Below are 12,729 nucleotides of genomic sequence, written 5' to 3'. Positions count from 1 at the left end.
TCTCCTCAGTTCTTGAGCACGAGAGGGAAGAGCAGGGGTGCCTGCGGCGCGGCGTCGCGAAGGGCCTTGGCCTCCTTGACGACGAACGCCGCGTCGACACCGCTCAGCAACATGGGTCGTCGTGGGCCTGCCAGCGCGTGCCAGGCCTGCGTCGCGAGCCTGGCCTCGTCGTTGGGGCGCTCGGCCCAAGAGGGGCGGTCCCACACCGCGGCGTGCGCGACGTGGCGGGAGTCGAGCTGCTGCACCAGATAGCGCCAGTCGTGCCGCTGCGGGCACCGGCCGATCGCGGCGTCCACGGCAGGGTGCGGTGGCCTGCTGCCGATCACCAGCAGCCGGCGGGCGGCAGGCAGCGGTCGCCACTTCAGGCCGCAGGCCGCGGCGAGCACGTCCTCGATCGGCGCGCCTTTCGGTTCGATCGGCTCGCTGTGCGGCAACGAGGCCGTGAAGTCCTCGGCGTCCCGCAGCGCGACGAACCCGCGCGTCGTCCTGAGCACGGTCCGGGTGCGCAGGTGGTCGTCGTAGCCGACGACGACGACCCGCACGGACTCCGGTTCGGGGTGGTGGACGGCCAAGTGCGCGAGCACGTCCACGGCCAGCTTTCGCCTGGGTTCCACGGACTTCGCGCTGCCTCCCAGCTCGACCGCGACGACGAGGTCGAGCGCGTCGGCATCGCTCAGGTAGCGCGCCGGCACGTCGTCGAGCAGCTCCGGCCAGCGTGCCGCCGTGGTGTCGTCGGGACTGCCGCCCGGCCGCACCAGGGTGACCTCGCCGGGGCCGTCGAGCCGGAACTCCAGCTCGTGCGGCTGCGACGGCCTGAGTTCGCAGCGCGCCACCGAGATCGGCACGCACTGGCGGGGCGGGGTGCCCGCCGGGCCGCTGACGACGGCCAGCACGACCGGCTCCCTGCCGCCCGCCGGGGCGCCCACCGTCAGCTTCGCCACCGGCACGTGCACGGCGGAAGTGCCTGCGGTGAACAGGGTTCTGGTCACCGGCCGGGTGCCGCCCTGGGCGTCCACGTCGACCAGCACGAGGCTCACGTCGTGCCGCAGGGGCGCCCGCTCCACCCACGAGGCCACGACGGACGCGGTGAGGGCGGGTTCGTCGCGCGCCACCAGCCGCACGCAGGAGAACCGCGACACGAACTCGTCCGGGATGGGCAGGCCCGGCAACCGGTGCAGCACCAGGACGTTCGAGCCCAGCGCCGGACCCGCGAGCTCCACCGGTTCCCGGCGCTGGTCCCGGCCGACCCCGCCGGCCAGCACGAGCGCGAGCTCGTCGGGGTCCTGCGGCAGCGCCGGCATCAGGTCGCGCCAGGTGTGCAGCCGCACGGCACCGGTCAGGGCGGGCACGTACCGTTCCTTGACGTCGATCCGCGCGACCGCGACGCCGTCCAGCCGGACGTCCACCACCGCCAGTTCCCCTTGCCGCGCCACGAGATCCATCGCGAGGGCACCGACCGCGGCCAACGGCTCGGTGCGGTGCGCGGCCGGTTCGGCCCGCACCGCGTCCTCCGGCGCACCACCTCGCACGTGCGTCAGCACGCGCCGGAGCAGTTCCCGGTCGCCACCGGCCGCCAGCACGGCGGCGTTCACGTCGAACGCCCGCCGCGCGGCGGTCAGCGCGGCGTGGAACTCGACGCGACGGGCGTGGGCGTCGACGTCGAGCCACGGGCCGCCGGACAGCGCCCAGTCGCACCGGGCGCAGGACGGACCGGGCGGCACGTCGTGCGCGCAGACCGGGCAGGTGAGGGCCGTGGTCATGACGTCTCCGGTTCGGGCACGTCGTGGGCGACGAGGTGGCGGGCCTGCGCGAGGCGTTCGGCGGCCGGCAGCTTGAGCACGCGGACGGCGAGCCGCCGTTCCATCGTCGCGACGAGGTTGCGCACCGTGCGGGCGTTCGCGAACTCCCTGCCCTGGCGCGCCATCTCGCTGCGGTTGTGCTCGAGCCAGCGCACCACCCGCGCGGGCACGGTCGGGTCGCAGGTCCAGCCCATCTCCTCGACCATGTCGACGAAGATCTTCCGCAGCTCCGGCAGCGAGTAGTCGGCGAAGTAGAGGCGTTCCGCCCGCGAGAGGACGCCCGAGTTGCTGCGGACGAACTCGTCCATCCGCTCCGGGTAGCCCGCGGCGATCACGACGAGCCGGCCGCGGTGGGTCTCCATCAGCGTGATCAGCTCGGCGACCGCCTCGGAGCCGAAGTCGTTGCCCTCGCCCGCGAGTTCGTACGCCTCGTCGATCAGCAGCACGCCGTCGAGCGCCTCCAGCACCTTCGCCCTGGTCTTCGGCGCGGTCTGGCCGACGTACTCGCCCACGAGGTCGGCCCTGGTCGTCACGACGACGTGGCCGCTGTAGAGCAGTCCGAGCGCGGCGAACGCCTTGCCCATCAGCTTCGCCACCGTCGTCTTGCCGGTGCCTGGTGAGCCCAGGAACAGCAGGTGCGGCGCGGCCACGTGGCTCGGGCCGGACTCCTGGAGCCGGCGCAGCTCCAGGACGGCGGCGAGCTCGCGCACCGTGTCCTTGACCGCCTGCAGACCGGTCAGCCGGTCCAGCTCGGCCAGCACCTCGTCGAGCGGCTTCTGCTCGGCGAGGTAGCCGCGGTAGTGCTCCGGCACGTCCTCGGCCGTCGCCGGGGTGATCTCGCCGTCGCGGGTCAGCCTGGTGCGGCTCGCCCAGCCCGTCCTGATCTCCGCCGCCAGCTCGCGCATGGTCCGCGCGTTGGCGAAGTCCGCGGATCTGGTGCGGTACAAGGCCTCCGTGACCGTGCGCAACGCGGTGACGAGGTCGTCCGCGCAGGTCAGCCCCTGCCTGCGGAGCTGGCCGAGCACGATCTCGTGCAGCTCCGGCGGGGTGTAGTCGGGGAACGTCAGGCGGTTGCCGCGCGGGAAGCGGCCGGACAGGCCCTGGTTCGTCGCGAGGAAGTCGTCGATGCGGCCGGCGTACCCGGCGATGATCACGACGAGCCGGTCGCGGTGGTTCTCCATCTCGGTCAGCAGCACGTCGATCGCCTGCGTGCCGAGACCGAGCGGGTCCTCGCTCAGCCGGTACGCCTCGTCGATGAACAGCACGCCGTCGAGCGCGGCCTGCACCCGTGCGGACGTCAGCCTGGCCGTGTCGCCGTGCGGTGACACGAGGTCCTCGACCTTCGCCTCGACGACGTGCCCGCGCCGCAGCAGTCCCAGGTCCCGGTACAGCTCGCCGACCATGCGCGCCACCACGGTCTTGCCGGTGCCGGGGTTGCCGGTGAACGTGAGGTGCAGCGCGGCGGGTTCGGCGTCGGCGTCGAGGCCGCGCGCCCGCAACGCCTGCGCCGCCTCCAGGACGTGCCGGTGCCGGGTCAGGAACGCCTTCACCGCGGTCATGCCGACCATCTCGTCGAGCCTGCGCCAGACGTCCCTGGCGTCGGCCACCGCGACCTCCGCCATGCCCTGCTCCCGCAACACCTCGACCGACAGCTCCGCCCGGCCGGCGAGGCGCCGCAGCAGCCGTTCCCACGTCTTGACCGGGATCTCCTGCGCGGCCATCACCCGCAGCAGGTGCGGCAGCTCGGTCCAGTCGGCGATCCGCAGGCCGTGCCGCAACCGCGTGCCGTGCACGAGCGCGGCCAGTTCCGCCTCCTCCGGGAAACCGAGGTGTCCCACCGCCCGGCCGGACCGGCGGGTCGCGAGCGCGGCGAGCTTGTCGGTGAGCTGCGGCAGATAACGCTGGCCGCGCACGAAGTTCACGATCTCGGTGAGGTCGGGCTGGCTGAACAGCAGCACGCACACGTTGTCGCCGCCCGCACCGCCCGCGCTCCAGCGGCCGAGCATCTCGGCGAACGGGCGGCGCATGTCGGCCTGGATGTTCTCGAGCCACGTCTCGGCGTTCGGCACGACGACGGCGCTGGAGACCGCGGCGTCGACCATGATCCCGTCGAGCATCCGCAGCCGTTCGGTGTCGGTGGCGGCGGCCGGGCGACGTGGTCGCGCCGGGGGTTCGGACAGCAGCATCATGTCGCCGAACGGGCCGCTGAAGCGGCGCATGGCGTTGCGGCGCCTGGGTTCCGGCTCGGCCGTTCCGGGGGCGCGGGTCAGGTTCCGCGAGGTCTCGTCGCGGAAGTAGACGGCGTCGCGGTAGGCGCTGAACACGATCCGCTCGTAACCCGCCGCGTGCAGCACCTCCCACAGCACCTCCTCGGCCGAGCGGACGTGCAGGTCCTCGCCTGCGAACCGGTCGTCGACGCCGGGGCCGTGCAGGATCCACAGCGGCTCACCGGGACGCGGTGCGCGCCCGCCGGTGAGCCGCACCGGCGTGACACCGGCGAGGGCTGTCGTCATCGGGATCTCCGTCAGCCGCGCTCGCGGACCTGGCCGTGTTCCGGCCGGGGCCGGTGCGCCGCCTGGCCGCCGCCCGCGATGATCGGTTCGATGTCGCGCTTGCGCTCGTCGGGCTCCGCGTACTCCTCGGTCGCGCGCAGGTCGATCCCGCTGTGGTCCAGCACGTTGCGGTGGATCGACCGGGTGCGCGCGGCCCGTTCCGCCTCCGAGGCGCCGTCCGCGTCGAAGTTGTGCAGCCGCACCAACGGCGGGCCGTCGACGCGCTCGCCGGGCTCGACCTCGATCACGATCTCGCTGCCGCTCACGTGGTGCACGGACTTCGCGAGGAACGCCTCGCGCTGGTCCTCGCTCGCGAACCCCGCCGTGGTGACCTGGTAGTGGTGGTGGTGATCGAGCGCGTCGGCGATCAGCTCGGCCAGGTTGGTGCGCAGCTGCGCGGCCTGCATCGCCGTGACCGCCTGCGTCACCACGGTCTCCAGCCGCTGCTCGTAGTCGGGCACGGTGTCGACGACGGCGAGCAACGCCTCCGTGGTCATCGGCTGGGCGTCGTCGCGGACCTGGGCGAGCAGCGAGTCGACCTCGGCCGAGAGCCGCGACAACGCGCCGCGCGACCAGTGGTCGACGTCCGGCAGGTCGCTCGGCGAACCCTCCGGCAGCCGGCCCCTGAGGTCGATCTTCTCGTTCTGGCTCATGAGCTCGCGCAGCCGGACGAGGTCGCGTTCGGCGGCCATCCGGCACGCCCGCCACTCCTGGTCGAGGCGTTCGAGGTCGAGCCGCAGCTCGCTGAACGACTGGACGAGCTCCTGCGCCGCGCTCAGGCTGTGCGCGCCGAGCCCGCTGTGCACGTTGGACACCAGAGTGGACAGCCTGGCCTCCAGCGGAGCGAGGCGGTTCGGCAGGTACCGCTCGTGCGGGTACTGCGCCACCTGGTCGCGCAACAGCTGGGCGTCCGCCGCGTACTCGCGGGCGATCCGTTCCGCGCGGTCCTGGTCGGCGCGCAACGCGTCGACCTTCGCGCCGATCTCGGCCTGCTTGCGCTCGCGCTCCTGGCGTTCGCGGTCGATCGCCTTGGTCAGCGTCTCCTGCTGCCGCCGCAACGCCTCCGACGTCTCGGTCCGCAGCTGCTCGCCCTGCGCGGCGATCTCGCGGTGCAGGCTCTCGTTGCTCTCCCGCAGGCGCCGCGCCGTCTCGCGCTCGACCTCGCGGGTGTGCTCGCTCAGCTGCGCCATCGTCTGTTCGAACCGGGCGTGCCGCTGGTCGACCTCGCGCATCGACGTCTCGATGTCGGCCTGGGTCTGCGCGCGGATCCGCTCCACCATCTTCGGCACGTCGCGCTTGAGCTCCGCGAGCTTGCCCGCTTCCTGCCGCAGCCGATTCCATTCGCCTTCGTCGACGTAAATGCGTTTTCTTCCGCTCATCGAGCCACCCCTAGACGCACACCACGGGAACAAGCACCCGTCTTGTCAGCGAAGAGCGGGGATTCGTTACATCGATCGCACGTACAGCTGTTCGGGGAGGTTCCGGCATTCCGCGTCTTCGCCGCCGACCTCTTCCGCCGCCACTCTGGCGGCCGCACCGAGTGACCGCACCGAGCTTTGCACCAGGTGCTTGTACATAGCGGCGGAGAACGCGACAGCGCACTCATCGTCGAGGTCGTTATTCCACGTGACAACGGTTTGTACGAGTCCGTCGAACAGGTTCGCGAACTCCGCGCTGCGGCCTGCGGAAAGGACAAGGCCCGAAAGGGTGAAATCGGCGTGGTCGTGATAGCCGCGCAACCTGCGGGCCAGCGCCTCCGCCGGAACGAGGTGCGGACCACCGTGCGGGTCTTCGAACCGGAGCACGCCGTCCGAGGCCCGGCAGGCGAGGTGCAGGACGTCCGGGCGTTCCTCCAGCAGGGCCGCGAGATCGGTGACGTTCGTGGCGGTCCGGCTCACCGCTCGCAGCACACCGGGCCGTTCCTCGCGCTGGATCGAGAGGAACTCGCGGTCGGCCCGCAACCGGCCGAGGTCGATGTCGAACGGGCTGGCGCCGACGAAGAAAACGCTGGTGAGAACCCTTTCCGCAGCCTGTGGCCCTGGCAGCTCTCCTGGGCCCTGACTGACGTGGAGGTCGCCTCTGATCTCCTTGATGACGTAGATGTCGCGTTCCGACCGGTAGATCGTCGACGGTTCCGGCGACCGTTCGGAGAAGAGCGCGTTCCCGGGGTAGCGGCGGCGCACGACGTCCAGCAACCGGGCCCGCCCGGCCTGGATCACGCCGTCTTCCAGCAGGTCCGACACCTCTTCCCAGAACGTCAGGACGTCATCGTCATGAGAAACAGCGGATACCAGCTCGTGTGGCATACCGCTTTCCACGAGAACGTCCAGCGCTGCTTCCACCGACCAGTACAAGCGCGCGAGATGCCCGATCTCCTCCGGCGAGAGCCCGTCGCTCATATCACTTTCCGGTCTCGGTTTCCGCAACAGGAGGGAACGCGAGCAGGTCGGGCACCGGAAAATCCGCTCTCCGATTCGGCCATGGCGATCACCTTCGTGTTCGGCGGAGGCGAAGTATGGCACGGTGACCGCACACCGTCGACGGGACTCGCGTTATTCGCGGCGCACGATGACACCCGGTCCGGTATTCGCACCCGTCCGGAAAAGGGGCGCGCACGTCAATCGCGAGGCGGCCGGCCTGCCCTGCCAGGTCCTCCCAGCACCGGGGCCAGCCGCACCAGCAGGTCGGCCGTGGGCACGCCGACGAGCGAGACCTCCCGCTCCCCCACCCTCACCTCGGTGGTCCGCTCCCGGTGTTCGAAGTCGTAGCCGGCGTCCGCGAGCCGTCCGGTCAGGTGGTGCACGACCTGGTTCGCACTGCCCCGCAACCCGAGCCCGTCGTCGCGCTCGCGCACGTACTGGCCGTCGATCAGCACGTCCACTTCGGACAGCAGGTCGGCCGTGCCCGGCATCCCGTTGTCCCGCAACCGGTCCAGGGTGAACCCGGTGAAGCAGACGATCGACACGTCCCGCGTCCGCCGCACCTCCCGAGCCAGCTCGGCGAGTCCCCCTGCCTGGGCCATGGGCTCGCCTCCGCTGAACGTGAGGCCGTCCACCCGGTCGTCCGCCAGCAGCTCGGCGGCCAGCTCCTCGACGCCGACCAGCCGCGCGGGCACGTCGGGAATCCACTCCGGCGCCACGCACCCCCTGCACCGGAACGGACATCCCTGCACCCACACGACGGACCGGAACCCCGGCCCCAGCGCCGAGGTGCCGACGCACGTGGAGGCGACGTTGAGCCTGACCATGCTCCTGTTGTCGCCACACCCCCAAACGATCGTTACACGCGGTCCGGCGCTCAGGCGCGGGTAGCGTCGTGCGCAGGGGGTGGACATGGCCGGGGTGGCTGTCATCGGGGACGTGGGCGGGCATGCCGGCCAGTTGCGGCGGGCCCTGGCCGGGCTGGACGGCGGGGTCGTGATCCAGGTCGGCGACCTGGTGGATCGCGGGCCGGACAGCATGGGGGTGCTGGAGGTCGTGGCGGAACGCCTCGGGCCGGGCTGGGTGCAGCTCGTCGGCAACCACGAGGCGCAGTACCTGGAGGGCCAGGAGGTGTTCTGGCCGGACCCGTTGCCGGCGGAGGGTGTCGCCGTGTTGCGGGAGTGGTGGCGAGACGGGCGGATGCGGGTGGCGGCGGCGGTCACGGTCGGTGGTGAGGAGTTCCTGCTCACGCACGCCGGGGTGACGTTGGCCGTGTGGCAGGAGTTGGGTGAGCCTGGGGCTGCGGTGGAGGCGGCTGCGCTGCTCAACGAACGGCCCGAGGTCATCTGGCGGATGGGTGCGCACGGGCGTGATCCGCGCACCGGGCCGTTGTGGGCTGAGTCCGGAGCGGCGTTGCACGAGCCGTGGATGCGGTACGAGGGAATCGTGCCGTTCGGGCAGATTCACGGGCACTCCACGGTCGTGCACTTCGGGGATCAGCGGTGGACGTGCGACGGGCGGATCCGGCAGCGGGCGACGGCGGACTGGCGGGCCCGGCACGTCCGGGTGCGGGTGAACGGCCGGATGTTCATCGGGGTGGATCCCGGACATGGGCGCACCGGCGCGGAGTCGTGGGCGCCGCTCGTGCTCGACGCCGACTGAGGATTTGTCAGGGTTTGCCCCCGTATCTGACACGAGCTTCGCCCCGGGGCGACCGGGAACGGTCCGCGGTCTGGCCAATGCGCGCGCTCTGGTCTATACCAATAATCAGCCGCCGCGACCCCTTGGCCCGAGGAGTTCGTCATGCTGAACAGACTGGTGAAACTGGGTTTGGCCGCCATCGTCGCGGCGGCGGTGCTGCCCGTGGCGGTGGCTCAGGCGGCGACGGTGTCGTCGGTCGCCCCCTACGTGGACATGGGGGCGTGGCCGACGCCCGTGTTGTCGGACATGGCGAAGAAGGGTGGCGTGAAGAGCTTCACGCTCGGGTTCGTCACGTCGTACGGGTGCAAGGCGAGCTGGTTCGGCGCCTACGACCCGCGGGCGGGGTGGCAGAAGGAGGAGATCCAGAAGCTGCGCGCGGCCGGCGGTGACGTGAAGATCTCCTTCGGCGGTGCCTCCGGCATCGAGCTCGCCTACTACTGCACCACGCCAACGGCTTTGGCCAACGAGTACGACGCCGTGGTGAAGGCGTACTCGCTCAAGTACGCCGACTTCGACATCGAGGGGGCGGCGGTGGCCGACCCGACGACGATCGCGCGGCGCTCGCAGGCGTTGAAGATCCTGCAGGACCGCAACCCAGGCTTGAAGATCTCGCTGACGCTGCCGGTGCTGCCGTCCGGGCTCACCGCGGACGGCCTGAACGTGGTGCGGTCGGCCAAGAACGCCGGCGTGAACCTCGACCTCGTCAACGTGATGGCCATGGACTACTACATGGGTCCGGCCGACCAGGGCGCGCGGGCGATCGCCGCGGCGAAGGCCACGCAGGCCCAGGTCAAGTCGGTGTACGGGCTGACGGACGCGGCCGCGTGGAAGAAGGTCGGCGTCACGCCGATGCTCGGCGTGAACGACTCGCAGAACGAGATCTTCTACCAGAAGGACGCGCGGGCGCTGGTGACCTTCGCGTCCTCGGTGCACCTCGGCATGCTGTCGTTCTGGGAGCAGGGCCGCGACGCCAACGCGTGCACCGGCGCGTTGTACCGCTGCAACAACATCCCGCAGCAGCCCTACGAGTTCGCCAAGATCTTCTCCGCGTACAACGGCTAGCTGTACTGACCCGAGACGTTGCGAACGGTCCGACACGTGATCGGATGATCTTGGAATGAGGGAGGGCCTCCGGGTTCGGTGTGGATTGCGACATCTGCACCGGCTAGCCAGGAGGCCCTCGATTACTCACGCTAACGCACCGCTGACCGAGCTGGGCCGGCTGCGCCTGGCCCGGTGTGTCGTCGATGACGGATGGCCGCTTCGACGAGCCGCAGAGCGGTTCCAGGTCTCGGTCAGCACCGCGAAACGCTGGGCCGACCGCTACCGCGCCGAAGGCCTCGCGGGCATGGCCGACCGATCCTCACGCCCGCATTCCAGCCCTGCTCGCACCCACACCCGCCAGGAACGCCGGATCATCAAGGTCAGACTGGACCGGCGGTGGGGACCCGCCCGCATCGCCTACCTGCTCGACCTGAACCCATCGACCGTGCACCGCGTCCTGCGCCGCTACCAACTGGCCCGGCTGCGGCACCTGGACCGGGCCACCGGCCAGCCCATCCGCCGCTACGAGCACGCCGCCCCTGGCGATCTCGTGCACGTCGACATCAAGAAACTGGGCAACATCCCCGACGGCGGCGGCCACAAAGTCCACGGCCGGACCATCGGCACACGCAACAGCTCCGCCCACCGCGATCCCGCCCGGCCACGCAGGAACAGCAGCCGCGCCAACCTCGGCTACAGCTACCTGCACAACGCCGTCGACGACCACAGCCGCCTCGCCTACACCGAGATCCTCACCGACGAGACCAAGGAAACCGCCATCGCGTTCTGGTCACGCGCGCAGACTTTCTTTCACACCAACGGGATCACCGTTCATCGAGTTCTTACCGACAACGAATCCTGCTACCGATCCCGGCTCTGGCACGACGCCCTCACCACAGCCGGGATCACCCACAAACGCACACGACCACGCCGGCCACAGACCAACGGCAAAGTCGAACGCTTCAACCGCACCCTGCTCGACGAATGGGCCTACGCCCGCCCCTACCGCACCGAGAACGAACGCCGCGAAGCGCTCCCGCGGTGGTTGCATCTCTACAATCACCACCGCGGTCACACCGCACTCGCAGGCAAGCCACCCGCCAGCCGCGTTCCTAACCTCTCAGGGCACTACAGCTAGCCGAGCGTCCAGGTGGCCGTGTCGGTGTAGGCACGGCCATCGCGCGTCCCCGTGATCGTCACGGTGTTGGTGCCCGGCCGCAACGTGATCGGCCACGTGTAGGTGCGGTCAGCGGCGGGCGGTTTCGGCATGGCGACCCCGTTCAGGATCAGCTGCACGTCGGAAACCGTGCCGTACGCCCGAACCGTGGTCGCGGCGGCGGTGCGCTGGGTCCAGCGGGCGCTGTTCAGGTGCACGAACGGCGTGTCGGTCCACTGCGACTTGTAGAACCAGAACGCGTCCTTGCGCACCGCGCGGTCGTAGGTGACGAGGCCCTTGTCGTTGCGCCCCAGGGTGTCGCCCTCGGACCGGCTGTCGACGGCGAAGTCGAACATGTTCCACACGAACGTGCCCCACAGGAACGGCCGCGTCTTGATGTCCGCCCAGTGGTTCTCGTGCACGAGGGTCTGGTACTCCTCCGGGTGCCAGCGCGAGGTCGTCACGGGCGGGCGCGGGTTCTCCTCGTGCTGCACCACGCTGCCGCCGGCGCCGTACTCGCTCAGCGCGATCCTGCGGCCGGGGTCGCGGGCGTGCAGGCGGTCGGCCCAGCCGCCGGGGCCGGTGCTGCTGGTGTCGTACCAGCCGTAGTACTTGTTGTAGGCGGCCAGATCCGCGTGCGACGACACCGGGTCCAGGTCGCCGATGTGGCTCGCGTACGTCGAGAGCCGGCCGGAGTCCTCCGCGCGCACCGAGGCCGCCAGGTCGCGCAACAGGTTGTTGGTGGCGGTGTTGCTGGTCTTCTGCTCGTTGCCGATGCCCCAGAACGCGATCGACGGGTGGTTGAAGTTCTGCCGGATCATCTCCAGCAGCTGCTGCTGGGCGTTGGCCCGGAACGCCGCGCTGTCGGTGATCTCGTTGACCAGCGGGATCTCGGTCCACACCACGTACCCGCGCTCGTCCGCGAGGTCGTAGACCTGCTCGGCCTGCTGGTAGTGGGCGGTGCGCAACGCGTTGACGCCCATCTCGTCCATCAGGTCGAAGTCCTGGCGCACGTCGGCGGGCTTCAGCGCCCAGCCGGTGCCGAGCCGGTCCTGGTGCGCGTTCACCCCGTTGAGCCGCAACGACTTGCCGTTCAACGAGAAGCCCGTCGCCGCGTCGACGGCGGTGGTGCGCAGGCCCAACGGCTCGGTGACGACGTCCTTCACGGCACCGGAGTCGGCGTCGACGATCTCCACGCTGGCCCGGTACAGGTACGGGTCCGCCTTGCCGTTCCACCGGTGCGGGCGCGCGATCGTGACGGTCTGCACGGTGTCGAACCCGGTGGCGGCGTTGACCGAACGCACACCCGTGACGGCCTCCCCCACCACGACCCCGGCGGGATCGGCGACGACCGTGCGCACCTTGACCCGCGCGGTGGACGCCCTGTTGTTCCAGGCCTTCGTGGTCACCTCGACGGTCGCCGACGCGTCGGTCAGCGACCGTTGCCGCAGGTACACACCAGGCCCGCCGGAGTCGCCCATGCGCACGCCCAGCAGGTCCAGCGCGGTCAGCGAGACACCCCGGTAGATGCCGCCGAAGAACGTGAAGTCCGCCGAGATCGGGGCGATGTCGGGCTTCGCCGCGTTGTCGGCCTTGACCGCGATCACGTTGTCCTGCCCCAGCTTCAGCGCGGCCGTCGCGTCGAACCGGAACCCGGCGAACCCGCCGCGGTGCTGCCCGAGCTTCACCCCGTTGACCCACACGTCCGCGACCTGGTTCACCCCGTCGAACTGCAACCACAGCCGTCGTCCCGCCAAGCTCGAAGACGGCGTGAAGTGCTTGCGGTACCAGCCGATTCCCCGGTAGTAGTTCGCGCCGCCGTCCTGGCCGTCGGTCGCGTTCCACGTGTGCGGCACGGTGACCTGCGCCCACGACCCGTCGTTGAACCCCGGCGTTTCAGCCCCTTGAACATCGGCGCGCAGGAACTTCCACCCCGCCTCGAGGTTCACGGAAGCGCGGGTCACCGGTGGCACGTAGGCCGAAGCCGCAGGCACACCGACGAACATCGCCGAGAGCAGGACCAACGGCAGGAGCAACGCCGGCAGACGTGTCATGTC

The 12,729-nt window shown here is 70.5% G+C and carries 9 protein-coding genes; 3 read left to right on the top strand and 6 right to left on the bottom strand.

All coding sequences use genetic code 11. The annotated features are described in order from the left end of the window. Positions 1–5 precede the first annotated feature (5 nt). The 5 genes from ACQEU1_RS38860 to ACQEU1_RS38840 form a co-directional block, all read right to left on the bottom strand. Positions 6–1,760 (bottom strand): hypothetical protein, encoded by a 1,755-nt coding sequence (locus ACQEU1_RS38860; protein ID WP_433213673.1) that lies wholly within the window; start codon positions 1,758–1,760, stop codon positions 6–8. Next, entirely contained in the window at positions 1,757–4,312 is a 2,556-nt protein-coding gene (locus ACQEU1_RS38855; RefSeq protein WP_433213670.1) for an AAA family ATPase, read from the bottom strand. The genes ACQEU1_RS38860 and ACQEU1_RS38855 overlap by 4 nt, the downstream gene beginning before the upstream one ends. A gap of 11 nt (positions 4,313–4,323) precedes the next feature. Further along, positions 4,324–5,730, bottom strand: coding sequence for a hypothetical protein (locus tag ACQEU1_RS38850; protein WP_433213667.1), 1,407 nt, complete (start codon positions 5,728–5,730; stop codon positions 4,324–4,326). Positions 5,731–5,796: 66 nt separating this feature from the next. Continuing rightward, positions 5,797–6,873, bottom strand: a complete 1,077-nt coding sequence (locus ACQEU1_RS38845) for an effector-associated domain EAD1-containing protein (protein ID WP_433213664.1) — start codon at positions 6,871–6,873, stop codon at positions 5,797–5,799. A gap of 95 nt (positions 6,874–6,968) precedes the next feature. Beyond that, the gene (locus ACQEU1_RS38840) at positions 6,969–7,598 is read right to left on the bottom strand and encodes a 4Fe-4S single cluster domain-containing protein (protein WP_433213661.1); all 630 of its coding nucleotides are present in this window, start codon (positions 7,596–7,598) and stop codon (positions 6,969–6,971) included. An 85-nt stretch (positions 7,599–7,683) separates the two neighbouring features. Here ACQEU1_RS38840 and ACQEU1_RS38835 point away from each other — a divergent pair, with 85 nt between their 5' ends. From ACQEU1_RS38835 to ACQEU1_RS38825, 3 genes are all read left to right on the top strand, one after another. Continuing rightward, the gene (locus tag ACQEU1_RS38835; RefSeq protein ID WP_433213658.1) at positions 7,684–8,433 is read left to right on the top strand and encodes a metallophosphoesterase; all 750 of its coding nucleotides are present in this window, start codon (positions 7,684–7,686) and stop codon (positions 8,431–8,433) included. Positions 8,434–8,574: 141 nt separating this feature from the next. Further along, positions 8,575–9,534 (top strand): chitinase, encoded by a 960-nt coding sequence (locus ACQEU1_RS38830; RefSeq protein ID WP_433213655.1) that lies wholly within the window; start codon positions 8,575–8,577, stop codon positions 9,532–9,534. A gap of 121 nt (positions 9,535–9,655) precedes the next feature. Further along, complete coding sequence (locus ACQEU1_RS38825) at positions 9,656–10,654, top strand: IS481 family transposase (protein WP_433216997.1); 999 nt, start codon at positions 9,656–9,658, stop codon at positions 10,652–10,654. On the opposite strand, the gene ACQEU1_RS38820 is transcribed toward ACQEU1_RS38825, so the two are convergent. Continuing rightward, positions 10,651–12,726 (bottom strand): glycoside hydrolase family 2 protein, encoded by a 2,076-nt coding sequence (locus ACQEU1_RS38820; RefSeq protein ID WP_433213652.1) that lies wholly within the window; start codon positions 12,724–12,726, stop codon positions 10,651–10,653. The genes ACQEU1_RS38825 and ACQEU1_RS38820 overlap by 4 nt on opposite strands. Between the last annotated feature and the right edge of the window lie 3 nt (positions 12,727–12,729).

Source organism: Lentzea sp. CA-135723, from assembly GCF_050936595.1.
Classification (GTDB): Bacteria; Actinomycetota; Actinomycetes; order Mycobacteriales; family Pseudonocardiaceae; genus Lentzea.
Note: the sequence above shows the minus strand (reverse complement) of the source record. Positions and strands in the feature narration are given on the sequence as shown.